The organism is Kitasatospora sp. MAA4, assembly GCF_029893355.1.
Lineage (GTDB): Bacteria > Actinomycetota > Actinomycetes > Streptomycetales > Streptomycetaceae > Kitasatospora.
Genome location: NZ_JARZAI010000010.1, coordinates 39241 through 54666, shown reverse-complemented (window position 1 = coordinate 54666; position 15426 = coordinate 39241). Strand labels below are relative to the sequence as shown.

Genomic DNA, 15426 nt, shown 5'->3' with positions numbered 1-15426 from the left:
GGCCACCGGACCGCCTTCGCTTCAGAGCCTGGATGACGGCGCCAACGCGACCCCATTGCTGCGCCCGGGGCCGTCGATGGCAGCAGGTTGGCCGGGGCGGGCTCGCGGCCAACCTGCTGCCATCGACGGCCCGTCAGCTACGGCCGTTGCGGGTTTCGCATTTTCGTCAGCAGCGCGAGCAAGGTGGCCTGTTCCTGCGCGTCGAGACCGGCGAACAGCCCGGAGGCGTGCAGCCGCGTCCTGAGCGCCTCCCACAGTTCGTGCCCTTGTTCGGTGAGGACCAGGGTGCGCTTGCGGCCGTCGGCGGGATGGGGCTGACCGGCGACCCGGCCACGCCCGCGACCGAGACGACCTGGACCGCGCCGTCCGGCACCCCGGTTCGCGCGTGCCCCGATTCCAAGATCCTCGCCGAGCGCGACGCGTGGGATCTCGCCGCCGCGACCGGGCTCGAACTGACCGCCGTCCTCCCGACGTTCATGCAGGGCCCGACGCTGGGAACAGCGAATAGACCAGGAACGGTCGAGGTCATCCGCCGCCTGCTCGCCCGCGAGATCCCCGCCGTGCCGAACATCGGCTGGAACATCGTCGACGTGCGCGACATCGCCGAACTCCACATCCTCGCCATGACGAGCCCGGCCGCCGCAGGCCAGCGCTTCCTCGGTTCGGGCACCTTCCTGTGGTACCGGGACATCGCCCGTATCCTGCGCGAGAAGCTCCCGAACGAAGCCGCCAAGGTGCCCGTGCGCACCATGCCCGACCTCGTCGTCAAGCTGCTCGCACGGCGCAACCCGCAGCTGGCGCTGCTGCTCCCCGAGCTCGGCCGCACGCGGCTCGTCGACAGCGGCAAAGCACGCACCCAGCTCGGCTGGCATCCCCGCCCCACCGAGCAGACGATCATCGACACCGCCACCGCGCTCATCGCCGACTCACGGACCGGGCGGGCGGCATGAAACTCCCACCGGTGCAGCGCACTTCCGTTCCCGCCTGCTCACTGGCCGAGCGGGACAGGCGCTGGAACCTGGCTCGCGGCTTCATGGAAGCGCCACCGGCTCGATCCCCAACCGCAGCATCGGACCCGACCTGCCGGGGGCAGATCACGCCGGGCTGGCGGATGCGGGCTCGTTCAGCGGAACGCGGCGGTGTTGCGGGCGGCCCAGTCGGCGAACGGGCGCGGAGCGCGGCCGAGGATCTGCTGGACGTCCGGGCTGACGCGTAGTTCGGCCGGGCTCGGGGAACCGAGGATGGTCAGGGTGTCCTCGGCGAGCTCCGCCGGCATGCTGTGGGCCATGGCGGCCTTGGCCTCGTCGCGGGTGAGGTCGTGGAACCGCAGTGGCTCGCCCAGCGCGTCGGCGATGGCCTGCGCCTGCTGGCGCGGCGTGATCACCTCCGGGCCGGTCAGCTCGTACACGCCGCCGGTGTGCCGGTCCTCCAGCAGGCAGGCCGCGGCGACCTCGGCGATGTCCGCCGGGTCGATGATCGGCACCCCGACGTCGCCGAAGGGAGCGGCGACGACCCGCTGCGCGCGGATGGACTCGGCCCACCACAGGGCGTTGGAGGCGAAGCCGCCCGGCCGCAGGATGGCCCACTCCAGCCCGGACCCCCGCAGCACGTCCTCCAGCACGCGCATCGCGATCCGCGTTGCGCCGAAGGGCCTGGTCGCCACGCCCTGCGTGGAGAGCAGGACGACCCGGCGGACCCCGCTCGCCTCGGCTTGGCCGATGATGTCGGCCGGGCTCGCTCCGGCGGCGTGCAGGTCGCCGGACAGCAGCAGGAACAGCGCTTTCGCACCGGCCAGCGCGGGCTCAAGGCCCGCCGGCTCGGCCAGGTCGGCCGCAACGTGGCGGACGCCGTCCGGCACCGCCGCCGCGTGCCGTGACACCGCCGTCACCTGCTGCCCCGCCTCGGCCAACGCCCGCGTCAACGGCCGGCCCACGTTCCCGGTAGCCCCGGTCACCACGATCATGATCAGTTCCTTCGTCAGATGTCCTCTGTGGCCTTCACGTTAGGAGCTGGGCTAACTCCTGGTAAGGACATACCTTTGGGTAAGCTCATCACATGACGGGAAGCGCGCAGCACACACGGGCCGAGGCAGCAGAGCGGTATGACGTGCTTCACACCGACTGCCCCGCGCGCGACGTGGTCGACCACGTCACCAGCAGGTGGGGCGTCTGGGTGTTGATCTCCCTGCAGAGCAACGACCTCCGGTTCTACGAGCTGCGCGAGAGCATCCAGGGCATCAGCGAGAAGATGCTCGCCCAGACCCTGCGCGCGCTGGTCCAGGACGGCCTGGTCTGGCGGACGGTCGAGCCGACGACGCCGCCCCAGGTCACCTACGGGCTGACCGAGTTCGGTCGGGACGTCGGCGAGCCGCTGGCGGAGCTGTTCGACCGGATTACCCGGCGGCTCCCGCCGGGCAGCGCGGCATAGCGGCCGACCACCACAGCGCATCCACCACAGCGCATCCACCGAGCCCGTCGGGCCGGTGCGACGACGGCGTGTCTGCCCTTCGTCGCACCGGCTCGGGCGGGTCAGCCGCGGTAGGGGGCGGTGACGTCCAGGACCCAGGTCACACCGAAGCGGTCGGTGAGCATGCCGTACAGCGGCGCCCACGGCGCGGCGGCCAGGGGCTGCACCACCGTCGAGCCCTCGGCCAGCTTCCGCCACAGGGCGCTGATCTCGTCGGTGTCGTCGCCGCGTACGGAGACGAAGAAGGGCTGCTCACCCTGGTTCCACGGCAGTCGGGAGGGCACGTCGTAGGCCATGACGTGGAAGCCGCTGTCCCCGACCACCTCTCCCCACATGACCCAGCCCGCCTCGTTCTCGTCCTGCACGGTGCCGGCGTCCCGGTAGGTGACGGCGACGACCCTCCCGCCGAAGACGGACTGGTAGAAGTCCAGCGCCTCGCGCGCGGCCCCCCGGAAGTTCAGGTGGGTGGTGGTCGTGACGGACATGGCCCGCTCCTTGATCTTGGTTCCTCGGATGTGCGCCGCCGCGACGCAAGACGCGCAGCGCGGCCACCGTGACCTGTGGCTGCGCCCGCCTCGGCGGCTGTGGGACCAACGTGACAGGAGTAGCGGACAGGTTGCGTCCTCTACCGGAGGCAGAATGGCGGACGTGCAGAAAACCTCCTCGCGCCTGCTCGCACTGCTCTCGCTGCTCCAGACACGCCGCGACTGGTCCGGCGAGGAGCTCGCCGTACGGCTCGACATCACTGTGCGCACGGTCCGCCGCGACATCGACCGCCTGCGCGAACTCGGCTACCCGGTCACAGCCGTCAAGGGCCCAGCCGGGGGATACCGGCTCGACGCCGGCGGGCAGTTGCCCCCACTGCTCTTCGACGACGACCAGGCCGTCGCCCTGGCCCTCGCCCTGCAGAGCGCCGCCGGCGGCACCGGCACGCTCGCCGAGGGCGCCGCCCGTGCCCTGACCGTGATCCGCCAGGTCATGCCGGCCCGCCTGCGCCACCGCATGGACCTGCTGCGCGTCACCACCGTCCATCCACCCGAGACCGGCGACGCCCCGCAGGTCGACACCCGGGTCCTCACGGACCTGAGCACCGCCATCCACGCCCGCGACGAACTGCGTTTCGACTACGCGCAGGACCGGAAGGCCCCGAACGCGCCGCAGCGCCGCCGGGTGCACCCCCATCACCTGGTCGCCTGGCACCGCCGGTGGTACCTGCTGGCCTGGGACCTCGACCGCGACGACTGGCGGACCTTCCGCGTCGACCGCATCCACCCACGCACACCGACCGGGCCCCGCTTCACCCCACGCGAACTGCCCGGAGGCGACGTGACGGCCTTCGTCACCAGCCGATTCCGCGGCTCCGACGGCACGACCACCGACTGGCCCTGCCGTGGCGAGGTCATCCTCGACCTTCCCGCCACCACCGCTGCCCGCTTCGCCCAGGACGCAGTCGTCGAAGAACTCGGCCCCGACCGCTGTCGGCTCACCCTCGGCTCCTGGTCGTGGACCGGCCTGGCCGCTGCCCTCGGCCGCTTCGACGCGGACATCCACGTCATCGGCCCGCCGGAACTCCACGACGCCTTCGCCCGCCTCGCCACCCGCTACACCAACGCCACCCACACAACTCCTGTGCCCTGAACGCCACTTGGTCACCAGAGCTGACCCACCCGAGCCTGCTCGCGGACCTGGAGGACATCGAACCCTGAGACCCGCCCGGACGGCCCCGACGTTCACGGACCGCCCGCCCGCCCGCGGCGCCGGTGTTGTCTGCTGTGCTTCTCGGTGCTGGGGAGTCAGTCGCGGGTGCCCAGGGTGTCGCGTGAGACCTGCCAGAGCAGGGCGGCCGCCTCGGGGTCGAGGGCGTAGTCGGCGACGCCGGTGCGGGCACCGAGTTCGCCGCGGACGGCTTCGTTGCAGTCCTCGAAGTAGCGGCCGCTGACGCCCTCCAGCAGTGGCGAGGCCGCGAACAGGACGGAGGTCGCCGCTCCCTGCTCCGTCGTCTTCCACTTCAGCTCCGCGCCGCCGGCGGCCTGGGCGCGCAGTCGGGCGAGTTCCTCGTCGGATACGTGGCGCTGGAGGTTGGTGCGGATGCCGCCGGGCATCAGGGCGTTGACGGTGATGCCGTCCGTGGCCCAGCGCTTGGCGGCCTCGACGGCGAAGAGGACGTTGGCCGTCTTGGACTGGCCGTAGGCGGACCAGGGCTCGTACGGGCGCTCGCGGAAGTGGATGTCCTCGAAGACGACCGGGGAGCGGTGGTGGGCGCTGGAGCTGACGGCCACGACGCGCGCGCCGCCGTCCTGCGCCAGGGCTGCGTGCAGACCGGTGGCCAGCGCGAAGTGCCCGAGGTGGTTGGTGGCGAACTGGAGCTCCCAGCCTTCGGGCGTGCGGAGCTCGGGCGAGGCCATCACGCCGGCGTTGTTGACCAGGATGTGCAGCGGCCCGTCCCACGCGGCGACGAACGCGGCGACGGATGCCTGATCGGCCAGGTCCAGTGCCGCGACGTGGATGTCCCTGTTGCCGGTGGTCGCGCCGATGTCCTCGGCGGTGCGGGCGCCTGCGGCGAGGTCCCGGACGGCGAGGGTGACCTGGGCGCCGGCCGAGGCGAGGGCGCGCGCGGTCTCGACGCCGATGCCGGAGGCTCCGCCGGTGACGACGGCGCGGCGGCCGGTCAGGTCGATGCCGGAGACGACCTCGGCGGCCGTGGACTCGGCGCCGAAGGGGGTGGTGAGGCGTGGGGCGGGGATGTTGGTGTTCATCGTCGTTCCCGTCTGGCTGGGGGTCTGGAGCCGGGGTGCGCGGGGGCATGCGGCCGGTAGAGTGATAACCGGAGGACCCTCCGCATATCTCCAGGCTAAGCGGAGGAGCCTCCGCTTGCAACCGCCCGCGCCCGAGCGGAGCAGTCGGCCGACCGCCCGCAGACCCGAGGGAGCAACCGCCGTGACCACCGCCAACCCCCGGCCGCTGCGCGCCGACGCGCGCCGCAACCGCGACCGACTGATCGAGGTGGCCGCGCGGACCTTCGCCCAGGACGGGCCCGAGGTGACGCTGGAAGCGATCGCCAAGGAGGCCGGCGTGGGCATCGGCACCCTCTACCGCCACTTCGCCACCCGCGAGGAACTCGTGGAGGCCGCCTATCGCAGCGAGCTCGCCAAACTCTGCGACTCCGCCATGGAGCTCCTGGAAACCACCGAACCTGACGCCGCGTTGCGCGCCTGGATGGACGGGTTCGTCCACTACATGACGACCAAACGCGGGATGTCCGACGCACTGCGTGCCCTCATCGCCTCCGGCGGCGACCCGTTCTCGCACAGCCGCGCGATGCTGACCGCCGCGATCACCGAACTCCTGCAGGCCGGGGCCGCCGCAGGCGTGCTGCGAGCCGACGTCGAGCCGGCCGACGTGCTGTTCAGCCTCAGCGGCCTGTCCCTGGCCGCGACGACCCCGGAGCACCGCGCCCGGATGGCACGCCTCCTCGACCTGCTGATGGACGGCCTCCGCTACCGCGCCGCATCCGACTGACCGACCTGTCGCGACTGGACCCCGAAGGGGCGATCTCCCGCGTCGTGCACACCGCGACCACCCTCAACGGCGAGGCGGCCGCTTCGTCGGACCGTGCTGACGACGCCTCATGCCTGTGCGCCTCCGCGCACCCTGGGCGCGCTGCTCAAGGCGGTCACGGGAGCGGCCGGGAAGCGTGCGGCGACGCCCGCGGCGGTGGCGGTGGCGCGGCGGGTGGTGGTCACCAGGCCGGTCGCCGCGATCACCAGGCCGCACGCGGCCAGGATCCACCAGCCCGGGTGGCTGGCGGCGGCGAGTCCGGCACGGCCCGGGGAGCGCGTGCGCGCGGCGACGATCGCGCCCAGGACGGCGACGCCGAGGTTGTTGCCGACCTGGCGGCCGGTGGTGGTGATCGCGGCGGACACCCCTGCCTGGGCGCGCGGCATGCCGGCCACGGCGGTGCTGGTGATCGGTGCGTTGACGAGGCCGAATCCGGTCCCGAGCAGGACATAGGCGGCGATCAGGATCGCCCACGGTGTGGTCGGGGTGAGCGTGGTCAGCGTCAGCGCCGCGGCGGCGATCAGCAGGCCGGCGGCGACCAGCGGCGGGCGTGAGCCGTGGGCGGCGGTCAGGCGTCCGGACAGCGGTGAGGCTAGTGCGGTGGCAGCGGCCATGGGCACGGTCAGCAGGCCGGCGTGCAGAGCGCTGCAACCGCGTACGTCCTGCAGGTACAGGGTGTTGAGGAACAGGAAGCCGGACAGCACGAGGAACGCCGTGACGGCGGCGACGAACGAGCCGGTGAAGGGGATCGAGCGGAAGAACACCGGGTCGACCAGAGGCTGTTCACGACGTCGCTCAAAGCCGGGCAGCGCCGCGACCGCGACCGTGGACAGCACGAGCAGGGCGATGATCGGTGTGCTGCCGTAGCCCCAGCGGGAGCCCTCGATGATCGCGAAGACCAGCGAGGTCAGGCTCGTGACGACCAGCACCTGACCGACCGGGTCCGGACGCCGCGCCACCGCGGCCCTGGACTCGGGCACGAACACCGCGGCGAGCACCAGGGCGGCCGCGCCGATCGGGATGTTGATCCAGAAGATCGAGCGCCAGCCCGCCGAGGCGACCAGCAGCCCGCCGACCACCGGGCCGGCGGCCAGGGACAGCCCGACCGTGGTGCCCCAGAGCCCGATCGCGCGGGCGCGTTCACCCGGGTCGGGGAAGGCGTGGGTGATGATCGACAGGGCGACCGGGTTGAGCATGCTGGCGCCCAGGCCCTGGACGACGCGGAAGGCGATCAGCCGGCCCAGGTCCGGGGCCAGGGAGCAGGCGAGCGAGCCGACAGTGAACAGGGCCAGTCCGGCCTGGAACACCCGGCGCCGCCCGATCCGGTCGGCGGTGGATCCGGCGAGCATCATGAAGGCGGCGACCGCCAGGGTGTAGCCGTCGACGGTCCACTGCAGGCCGCTCACCGGGGCGTGCAGATCGTGGCCGACGGCGGGCAGGGCCACGTTGACGGCGGTGGTGTCCAGGGCGGTGATCAGCAGGCTCAGGCAGCACACCGCCAGGACCAGTCCTGACCGCGGACGGTTGCCGTCGGCCAGGGGCTCATGCGACGTCATGTCCCTCCTCCTCGTTCAGTGGTGGTGTGCGTGGTGTGCGTGGTGTGCGTGGTGTGCGTGGTGTGCTTGGCGGGCGGGGTCGGCAGGTGGTCGCGGCTCAGCGCGCGAAGGCGGAGAAGTCCGTGTCGGCGCCGTCCCAGATCGCGTGCACGACCTGGTCGGGGGTCTCCATCTGCGCGTTGTGGCCGGTGTCGGTCAGCAGTTGGAACCGGGCCGGCGGGATGGCGGCGGCGTAGGCGCGCCCGTAGTCGGGGTCGACGATCCGGTCGCTGTCGCCCCACAGCACCAGGGTCGGGATCTCCAGCGTCCCCAGACGCTGGGCCAGGGCCTTGATGGTCAGGCGAAGTCGGTGGCGGGTTCGGTGGCGTACCGGCTCATCGCCTCGACCGTCGCCTCGGGGGTGAGCGGCCGACCGGCGGCGATCATGTCGCGCAGGTCCCGGAAGTAGTCGACGTACAGGTCCGGGGTGAACGTGTTGAGCAGGACCGTGACGCCGTCGGTCGGGTTGGCGAAGGTGTGCGGGGCACCGGGCGGGATCATGACCAGCGTTCCCGCGGGCGCGTCGTACACGCTCTCGCCGACAGTGAATCGGGCCGCGCCGGACACCACGTAGAAGCCCTCGTCGTGCCGGGCGTGGCGGTGCTGCGGCGGCCCGTCGGTGTGCGGGGCGAGCGTGATCTCCCCGACGCCCAGGCGGTGCCCGGTCGTGGTGCCGTCCTCGAGGATCCGCATCCGGGTCGGGCCGAGCTGGATCGACTCACCGGCATCCGGGCCGACCACTGAGATGTCCGCCATCTGAACCTCCTATATAGAGAGGGTGCTCTCGTTGTGAGAGTTGCCTCTCACCAGTATGGGCAGTTCTGTGCTGGGCGGCAAGGGCTACGGCAGGGCGCCGCCTACCGGGATCCGGTGCATCCCGTCCTCGCCGTCAGGCGTCGATCCGGTAGAGATCGGTCTGGCCGTCCGAGGCGGTCAGTCCGCCGTCCACGGGTATGTGCACGCCGTTGAGGTAGGCGGCGTCGCGGCCGGCGAGGAACGCGATGACGGCGGCGACCTCGGTCGGCTCGGCCGGCCGGCCCATGGGCACGCGCTCCGCGAAGCGTTTGCGCAGCGCGGTCCCCTCGGCGAGTGCGTCGCGCAGGAACCCGCTGCTGAGCGTCACACCGGGGTGGACGGCATTGACCCGGATCTCCCGTCCATGGTCCAGCGCCATGGAGTTGGTCAGGTTGACCAGCGCACCCTTGGTCAGGTTGTAGGCGCCCTGGTTCCGTTCACCGCGCAGTGCGGCCACGGATCCGACGTTGACGATGCAGCCGCGCGCCGCCCGCAGGTGGGGCAGCGCAGCTCGCGAGGCGAAGAAGGCGCCGTCGATGTTGGTCGGTGCGGCCCACGAGGACCACGGTGTATCCGTCGGCGGCGAACCGGTGCGCGGTCGCGGCTCCGATGCCGGTACCGGCACCCGTGACGACGGCCACGGGGGCGGACTTCTGCTGGCTCACGGGGATCTCCTCCTGTGCATCTACCGGGCCCGAGCGGGGGGTTGCCCCCGCACTCGAAGCCTAGGAACATCGGCAGAGCAGGGCTTGGACCACAGCGCCATCCGGGCAGAACATCGGCGCCAGACCGCGCCAGACGGCGCCGGAGCGACGAACGAGCGTCAGCGGTCCGGCCGACTGCGCCGAGGTGCTCCTGCTGGTCGCCCACGCGAACATGATCTACGAAACCGTCGCCGACCTCGGCCCGGCGGGAGTGCAAGCCGCCCACAGCACACTCATCGAACTGGCCAAGGCGGTGGCCAGGAGCCGGGTCGACGACGCGGAACCGCAGCTCGCTCCCGCACTCACACAGGCCGCGAAGGACCTGGCGGACACCCACTTGGCCGACCCCGAGCTCTCCGGGACGATGCTGGCCCGCGAACTCAACGTCTCCGTACGCAACCTGCAACGGGCCTTCGCCGCCGTAGGAGAGTCCGTGACCGGCTACATCCGCCAGCGGCGGCTGGAAGAAGCCCGACTCGCCCTCACCGCGCCCGTCGGCCGGCTGAGCGTCTCGGAACTCGAGGCCCACTGGCAGTTCGCCGACAGCAGCCACTTCACCCGAGCCTTCAAGAAGCACTACGGTCGGGCACCCACCGAGTACGCCCGCTCGACCACGCCGGCGTGACGGCCGCCGCGCGTGCCCACCCCCGTGGGGCACGCAGCGGCGATCGCGGCAAGACAGAACGTCTCGTCCCGCAAAATTGATCATCGTCGCCCCGTTGGCACCCTGTCAAGACGCGACGTCTCGTCCCGCGGCTAGGATCACGTCATGACCCAGATCCCCAACCCCGATCTGCGCAACCAGCGAGCGCGCAGGGCAATCCTCGACGCGGCCCTCGAACTCGCCGTACGCGACGGCTACGCGAAACTCACCGTGGAAGCCATCGCCACCGCGGCCGGCGTGGGAAAGCAGACCATCTACCGCTGGTGGCCCGGCAAGGCGGCCGTCCTGCTGGAAGCGTTCAACGACCGCACCGGATCAGCCCGAGAACTCCCGGACACCGGTGACATCGCCGCCGACATCACCGCCTCGACCCAGGCCGTGATCCGCCTCCTCGACACCGACCTCGGCACAGTCTGGCGCGCCCTCCTGGCAGAGGCGCAGACGGATCCCCGTTTCGCCGAGGAGCTCCGCTCGACCTTCTTCGAGCCCCGCAACCAGTGCTGGCAGGAACGCTTCGAAGCAGCCGTCACCGCAGGGCAGCTCCGCGCGGACATCCCCACCCGGACCATGATCGAGATGCTGTTCGGTCCCGTCTACTACCGCCTCCTGATCGGCGCCACCCCACTCGACCCCGACGACACCGCCCGCATCGACTACTTCCTCAACGGCCTCAAAGCCCGCAGCTGACCCGAGGGCGGCCCTGGCACCGAGCAGGCCACAGGTTCCATCGATGACGCAGATGCTGCATCATCGAACGATGCTGGTCGAACCGGTCCCGGTCCTGCTGGGGACGGGCCGCCATCCGGCAGCACGCCTACCCCATGCTCTTGGCGCCGTCCAGGCTCTCGCGGATGATGTCGGCGTGGCCGGCGTGCTGCGCGGTCTCGGCGATGATGTGCATCAGCACCCGGCGGGCCGACCACCGCGCGCCGGGCTCGAACCAGGGGGCGTTGGGCAGTGGGTGGCTGAGGCTCAGGTCGGGCAGGGTGGCGACCAGCTCGTCGGTCCGGCGGGCCACCTCGGCGTAGTCGGCCAGCACGCCGGCCAGCGTGTCGTCGGGCAGCATCCGGAACTGGTCGGCCCGCTGGGCGAAGTCGGCCTCGGTCATGGCCGCGAAGTCGCCCATCGCCGACGGCCCCTGCACGATGAAGTCCGCCCAGCGCCCCTCGACGGCGCTGACGTGCTTGATCAGCCCGCCCAGGCACAGCTCGCTGGCGGTGGTCCGCAGCCCGGCCTGCTCGTCGGTGAGATCGCGGACGGTGAACCGCAGGAAGTGCCGGCGCGTGGCCAGCATGGCCAGCAGGTCGGCACGCTCACCCGTGGCGTCCGCGGCGTCGGTCCTCAGTGCGTCCTCGGTCATGGCCCTCTGCTCCTCACATGTGCTGCCCCCGTCGATCAATGACCACGCTAGAGGCCATCCAGGTCGGATTCGGTCCGCCATGCCAGCGAACCCCGGGGCGCGTCGAAAGCCGCCAACCGAACACTGTCCGGCGCTCTATCCTGATCAGTGATGCGGTTCCGGGAAGGAGCCTGTTGCCATGCGCGTGGTCGCCGTCGTCATCGCGGTCGGCTGGGTCGTGTTCTGGCTCTACTGGGCCGCGGCGGCCGTCGGTGTGAAGGCCGGGCAGGCCCGATGGGGCCGCTGTGCGGCGTTGCGGGTGGCCATCGCGCTGATCGCCCCCTACTTCCTCTACAGCGCGGTCGTCGAGGAGCGTGATATGACCAGGCTCTTCCCGGACCAGTACCCGGCCTACCAGCGGTCGACCAAGATGCTGATCCCGTTCGTCCTCTAGCGCGGATTCGCTGAGGGGACGTCAGTCGCCCGAGGCGGCCAGGAGCAGTTCGTAGGAGCGCAGCCGTGCGGCGCTGTCGGCCGTGCTGGTGACGGCGGCGATCTCGGTGACGCCCAGCGTGCCGGCGAGGTGCTGAAGCCTCTGTCGGGCGCTCTGCCGGTCGCCGATGATCCAGTCGTCGAGTCGGCGGCGGACCAGGTGCAGTTCGGGACCGGTCAGGTTCGCTTGACGTGCCTGCTCGACCGTCGGCAGGGGGCCGGGCCGGCTCTGGCGGTGCCGCAGCAGTGCCACGGCGTGCACCTGTGCCAGGTCCTGGGCCTGTGCGGGGGTGTCGGCGAGGTAGACCCCCAGGCTGAGTACCACGTCCGGTTCCGGGTGGTGGGGCGTGGGCCGGTAGTTCGCGCGGTAGGCGGTGATGGACTCCCGTGCGCCGCGCAGGCCCAGATGGCCTGCGAACCCGTAGGGCAGGCCCAGTTCGGCGGCGATCAGCGCCACCGGCAGGCTCGATCCCAGAACCCGCAGGGGCACGGGCGGTTCCCCGTGGGCCAGCAGATCCTGCTGGTGGTCCAGCAGTTCGCCGATCTTGGCCCGGAACTCCTGCGGCGCCGAGCTCGGGGCTGTGCCGTTCAGGGCGAGGTTGAGCGGCGCGCGACCCGCCAGCGCCCGCCCGACCCCCAGTTCGATGCGTGGTCCGTGCAGTCGGGCCAGGGTCGCGAAGCTCTCCGCGACCCGCAGGGGGGAGTGGTTGGGCAGCATGACCCCGCCCGCTCCGACGGGCAGCGTCGTGGTGCGGGCGGCGATCGCGGAGATCAGCACGTCCGGAGAGGTGGCGGCTGAGGCCGGGCTGCCGTGGTGCTCGGCCACCCAGTAGCGGGCCGCCCCCAGGGCCTGGGCCGCGACGGCGAGGTCGAGGGTGGCGCGCAGCGCGTCCGCGGGGGAGTGATCGGTGAACACCGGGCAGAGGTCGAGAACAGTGATCTTCATTCCAACGGCTTTCTCGGGGGCACAGGTTCGTCAGCGCTCGCGGGTGAGGTGATCGGCCGAGCTCAGCGCGGCCAGGGCCGCGGCTCCTGCGGCGAGCAGCCAGAGCACGGCCCAGGGAAGCCCGGCGACCGAGCCCGCCAGCGCACGGTAGGCGTCCCACAGGTCGTCGGAGTCCGGTGCCGACGAGAGGAACTCCGCGGTGGGCAGATCCGCCAGGACACGGCCCTGCGCGATGGCGACGACCCGGGTGCAGTAGCCGGCGAAGCGGGAGGTCTCGTGGGTGCTCACCAGCACGGCACCGCCCGCACGGGCGCTGCCCGCCAGGTATTCGAAGACCTGCCGGACCGCGTCCGGGTCCAGGCCGGTGGTGGGCTCGTCCAGCAGCATCAGGCGGGGCTGCCCGGCGATCGCCCGCGCTATCTGGCAGCGCCGCAGCTCTCCGCCGGACAGCGTCTGGGCCTGCCGGTCGAGGAACCGCTCCAGGCCCAGCACCTCGCATATCCCGGTCGCCGCCCGGCGTGCTCCGCGCAGGCTGCCGGCCCGCAGCGCGACACCGAGTTCGACGTTCTGGCGTACCGTCAACGACCAGTCGATCACCTCGCGCTGCGGGCAGCAGCCGAACTCGCCGGCCGGGACGTGACGTTGCACCGTTCCCGAGTCAGGGCGGTTCAGGCCGGCCACGATGTCGAAGAGGGTGGACTTGCCGGCGCCGTTGTGGCCGATCAGTGCGACGAGCTCGCCCTCACCGAGCCGCAGGGAGACATCGTCCAGGGCCGGCACGGCACTGCCGGGGTAGGTCTTGCGGATCCGGTCAACGCTCAGCATGCCGGCGCTCCGCTCACTCGGGCCTCGATGAGATCGGCGACCTCGTCGGGGGAGGCGTCCGGGGAGAACGCCAGCACCTCGGTGTGCTCGGGCAGATGGCGGCTGATGTCCTGCCGGTCCGCGCCGGAGAACCAGGCGGAGACGTCCGTGGGCACGACGGCGGGGCCGGGACCGGCCTGCTCGGCGCGCACCAGGTGGATCAGGCGGGTGACCCGTACCTGCTCCAGGTTGGGCCGGCCCAGGAACTCCTCGGCGCGTGCCAGCAGAACCAGTCCGGTGTCCGGCGACACGGTCTCCCGGTAGTCGCCGCTCACGATGCGCTCCAGGTGGTACCGGCGAGAGCCGCGCCGAAAGCCCAGCGGGCTGTCATGGCGGCGGAAGAGGCCACTTTGCAGGTCCAGGACGGCCAGGCTGTCGCTGACCAGCCGGGCGCCCCGCGCGCACAGGGCCAGCGCGGCCGAGGTCTTGCCGACGTAGTTGTCCCCGCTCAGCAGGACGCCGTGGTCCCCGGGCAGCCACAGGCAGGTGCCAGGGGCGACCGCCAGGCGCTGCCACAGCTGCGAGTAGCGAAACGGGGGCAGCGGAGAGGAGAGCTCGGACCAGTCGGTGAAGGTGTGGTCCGCCTCCCGCAGCCACCCGTCCTCGGTGCGGCGCTCCACCTCGATCCGCTTGCGCAGGCCGTCCTTGCGCAGAAGGCTGGTGAAGAAGCCGCGCTCGGGCCACTCCGGGCAGGTGAGGACGACCTTGACCTGCACCTCGGCGGCCGGGACCGGATCGATCTGCTGGCCGGCGAAGTTGAAGAGCGCCTCGGGCACATCGGAGGGGGCACAGCGCAGGCGGGTGGTCACGCCGTAGAAGTCGAAGTAGAGATCCTGATCCACGTCTATTTTCCAGTCAGGGCGGCGGAGAGTTCCGCAGCCGCCTGTCGGGTATGGCGGGCGGGGTCGAACGCCACCGCCCAGTGACGGTCGGCCAGCCTCGTCAAGCGGTAGTCCGAGGAGGGCGCGAGGGTGACGGTCCAGGCCCAGGCGGTGCGCTCGGCGGCCCGTCTCACGGGCAGCAGAGCAGGGTGCACCGCCCAGGTCGTACCGGTGGGAGTGCCGAAGCCCGGCGCCCCGGCCAGGTGGTCGCGGACCCGGGGATGAACGTCCAACGTCCGCTCCCTGACCCCGATGGGCCGACTGTAGGAGAGCAGCCACCGCTCGTCCTCGACGGGTACCGTGTCATCGCACACGAAGCTCCAGCCGTTGCGAAGGAGCTCCAGCAGCAGCACCGACTTTCCGGCCCTGGACGGCCCGTGCAGGAGCACGGACTCCCCGGGCGACCACGGCGCTGCGGCGGCACTCGCGTGCACGGTCCGCACGGAGGCGTTCAGCGGCGGCAGCGCGAACGGCGGCAACGGGGTCGGCCGATTCGGCTTGTCCCGGTATTCGTCGTAGCGCGACCAGCTGTTCCCGTCGCCTTTCAAATGAATTCGACGCAATGCCCCCGGCGGACTGTCGACAAAACTCCTGTGCTCCGACACGAGCGCTATCTCGAATTCCGCGCGCGAGATGTCCGCAGGCCGCCGGTAGTCCTGGAAGTAGTATCCGAAGTGCGCCTCGTCGGCCTCGCTCTGCAACAGCACGTCGACGGCTACGCCCCAGAATCGCAGCCGGACCCGGGAACGGTTCAGGCGCACCCGATGGGCCTTTCTGTCGAGGTCGCGCGGGTCAGAAGCAGATCGCCGTGGCGCCGTAGCTCATGCAGGTCCCCTGCGTGTGGCCGCCACTGGCCTTGATGGTCTCCTCGATCGTCGGGATGTAGGTCGGAACAACAACCTCCCGGTGCACCGGGTGGCCCTCGGTACCGGGAACGGTGTCAGAGGTGGCTGCGCGAGCTCTATGGAAGCGACTGCCATGAGGGGTCTCCTCATTCTTGTGATCGGCGCCCCTGGTTGGGCGACCACGATCAATCTATTGAGGCTCTGACGGTAGGTCAACGAATTACCGAGCTGTGCAATGTTCTGTTCATGGATGTGCAATGAAACAGTCGACAGAACC

General features: G+C 71.2%; 20 protein-coding genes. 7 read left to right on the top strand and 13 right to left on the bottom strand.

The genetic code is table 11. The features are described 5' to 3' along the window. Nucleotides 1-146: 146 nt before the first annotated feature. Nucleotides 147-950 (top strand): NAD-dependent epimerase/dehydratase family protein, encoded by an 804-nt coding sequence (locus P3T37_RS15545; RefSeq protein WP_280724227.1) that lies wholly within the window; start codon nucleotides 147-149, stop codon nucleotides 948-950. A 173-nt stretch (nucleotides 951-1123) separates the two neighbouring features. Here P3T37_RS15545 and P3T37_RS15540 read toward each other — a convergent pair whose 3' ends face one another. Then, complete coding sequence (locus P3T37_RS15540) at nucleotides 1124-1963, bottom strand: NAD(P)H-binding protein (protein WP_280724226.1); 840 nt, start codon at nucleotides 1961-1963, stop codon at nucleotides 1124-1126. 92 nt (nucleotides 1964-2055) lie between these two features. Here P3T37_RS15540 and P3T37_RS15535 point away from each other — a divergent pair, with 92 nt between their 5' ends. Continuing rightward, nucleotides 2056-2427 (top strand): helix-turn-helix domain-containing protein, encoded by a 372-nt coding sequence (locus tag P3T37_RS15535; protein ID WP_280724225.1) that lies wholly within the window; start codon nucleotides 2056-2058, stop codon nucleotides 2425-2427. A gap of 101 nt (nucleotides 2428-2528) precedes the next feature. On the opposite strand, the gene P3T37_RS15530 is transcribed toward P3T37_RS15535, so the two are convergent. Continuing rightward, complete coding sequence (locus P3T37_RS15530) at nucleotides 2529-2951, bottom strand: VOC family protein (RefSeq protein WP_280724224.1); 423 nt, start codon at nucleotides 2949-2951, stop codon at nucleotides 2529-2531. Nucleotides 2952-3114: 163 nt separating this feature from the next. On the opposite strand from P3T37_RS15530, the gene P3T37_RS15525 reads away from it, so the two are divergent. Further along, nucleotides 3115-4104, top strand: a complete 990-nt coding sequence (locus P3T37_RS15525; RefSeq protein ID WP_280724223.1) for a WYL domain-containing protein — start codon at nucleotides 3115-3117, stop codon at nucleotides 4102-4104. Between the two features lie 155 nt (nucleotides 4105-4259). Here the strand turns inward: P3T37_RS15525 and P3T37_RS15520 are convergent, their stop codons facing one another. After that, a complete protein-coding gene (locus P3T37_RS15520; RefSeq protein ID WP_280724222.1) occupies nucleotides 4260-5222 on the bottom strand; it encodes an SDR family NAD(P)-dependent oxidoreductase in 963 nt (320 codons plus the stop codon). A 181-nt stretch (nucleotides 5223-5403) separates the two neighbouring features. On the opposite strand from P3T37_RS15520, the gene P3T37_RS15515 reads away from it, so the two are divergent. Continuing rightward, entirely contained in the window at nucleotides 5404-5985 is a 582-nt protein-coding gene (locus P3T37_RS15515; protein ID WP_280724221.1) for a TetR/AcrR family transcriptional regulator, read from the top strand. 107 nt (nucleotides 5986-6092) lie between these two features. On the opposite strand, the gene P3T37_RS15510 is transcribed toward P3T37_RS15515, so the two are convergent. The 5 genes from P3T37_RS15510 to P3T37_RS15490 all read right to left on the bottom strand — a co-directional run bounded on the left by P3T37_RS15510 (nucleotide 6093) and on the right by P3T37_RS15490 (nucleotide 9079). Further along, nucleotides 6093-7580 (bottom strand): MFS transporter, encoded by a 1488-nt coding sequence (locus P3T37_RS15510; protein ID WP_280724220.1) that lies wholly within the window; start codon nucleotides 7578-7580, stop codon nucleotides 6093-6095. Nucleotides 7581-7677: 97 nt separating this feature from the next. Next, nucleotides 7678-7905, bottom strand: a complete 228-nt coding sequence (locus P3T37_RS15505) for an alpha/beta fold hydrolase (RefSeq protein WP_348533243.1) — start codon at nucleotides 7903-7905, stop codon at nucleotides 7678-7680. Nucleotides 7906-7916: 11 nt separating this feature from the next. Next, nucleotides 7917-8375, bottom strand: coding sequence for a cupin domain-containing protein (locus P3T37_RS15500; protein WP_280724219.1), 459 nt, complete (start codon nucleotides 8373-8375; stop codon nucleotides 7917-7919). Nucleotides 8376-8508: 133 nt separating this feature from the next. Further along, on the bottom strand, nucleotides 8509-8952 hold the full coding sequence (locus P3T37_RS15495) for an SDR family oxidoreductase (protein ID WP_280724321.1): 444 nt from the start codon (nucleotides 8950-8952) through the stop codon (nucleotides 8509-8511). Beyond that, nucleotides 8852-9079 (bottom strand): SDR family NAD(P)-dependent oxidoreductase, encoded by a 228-nt coding sequence (locus P3T37_RS15490; protein WP_280724218.1) that lies wholly within the window; start codon nucleotides 9077-9079, stop codon nucleotides 8852-8854. The genes P3T37_RS15495 and P3T37_RS15490 overlap by 101 nt, the downstream gene beginning before the upstream one ends. 211 nt (nucleotides 9080-9290) lie before the next feature. On the opposite strand from P3T37_RS15490, the gene P3T37_RS15485 reads away from it, so the two are divergent. Beyond that, nucleotides 9291-9743: a helix-turn-helix domain-containing protein gene (locus tag P3T37_RS15485; protein ID WP_280724217.1), complete on the top strand. Its 453-nt coding sequence runs from the start codon at nucleotides 9291-9293 to the stop codon at nucleotides 9741-9743. A gap of 144 nt (nucleotides 9744-9887) precedes the next feature. Beyond that, nucleotides 9888-10469 carry a TetR/AcrR family transcriptional regulator gene (locus P3T37_RS15480; RefSeq protein WP_280724216.1) on the top strand — a complete coding sequence of 194 codons (582 nt, stop codon included), beginning with the start codon at nucleotides 9888-9890 and terminating at the stop codon, nucleotides 10467-10469. 127 nt (nucleotides 10470-10596) lie between these two features. Here the strand turns inward: P3T37_RS15480 and P3T37_RS15475 are convergent, their stop codons facing one another. Next, nucleotides 10597-11142 (bottom strand): DinB family protein, encoded by a 546-nt coding sequence (locus P3T37_RS15475; protein ID WP_280724215.1) that lies wholly within the window; start codon nucleotides 11140-11142, stop codon nucleotides 10597-10599. Between the two features lie 178 nt (nucleotides 11143-11320). Here P3T37_RS15475 and P3T37_RS15470 point away from each other — a divergent pair, with 178 nt between their 5' ends. Then, the gene (locus tag P3T37_RS15470; RefSeq protein ID WP_280724214.1) at nucleotides 11321-11575 is read left to right on the top strand and encodes a hypothetical protein; all 255 of its coding nucleotides are present in this window, start codon (nucleotides 11321-11323) and stop codon (nucleotides 11573-11575) included. Nucleotides 11576-11596: 21 nt separating this feature from the next. Here P3T37_RS15470 and P3T37_RS15465 read toward each other — a convergent pair whose 3' ends face one another. From P3T37_RS15465 to P3T37_RS15450, 4 genes are read right to left on the bottom strand one after another with little or no spacing between them, the layout of a single operon-like run. After that, nucleotides 11597-12559 carry an MsnO8 family LLM class oxidoreductase gene (locus P3T37_RS15465; protein ID WP_280724213.1) on the bottom strand — a complete coding sequence of 321 codons (963 nt, stop codon included), beginning with the start codon at nucleotides 12557-12559 and terminating at the stop codon, nucleotides 11597-11599. 30 nt (nucleotides 12560-12589) lie between these two features. Further along, nucleotides 12590-13384, bottom strand: a complete 795-nt coding sequence (locus tag P3T37_RS15460) for an ABC transporter ATP-binding protein (protein ID WP_280724212.1) — start codon at nucleotides 13382-13384, stop codon at nucleotides 12590-12592. After that, nucleotides 13378-14265: a hypothetical protein gene (locus P3T37_RS15455; RefSeq protein ID WP_280724211.1), complete on the bottom strand. Its 888-nt coding sequence runs from the start codon at nucleotides 14263-14265 to the stop codon at nucleotides 13378-13380. The genes P3T37_RS15460 and P3T37_RS15455 overlap by 7 nt, the downstream gene beginning before the upstream one ends. Nucleotides 14266-14267: 2 nt before the next feature. Beyond that, a complete protein-coding gene (locus tag P3T37_RS15450) occupies nucleotides 14268-15065 on the bottom strand; it encodes a hypothetical protein (protein WP_280724210.1) in 798 nt (265 codons plus the stop codon). Nucleotides 15066-15426 lie beyond the last annotated feature (361 nt).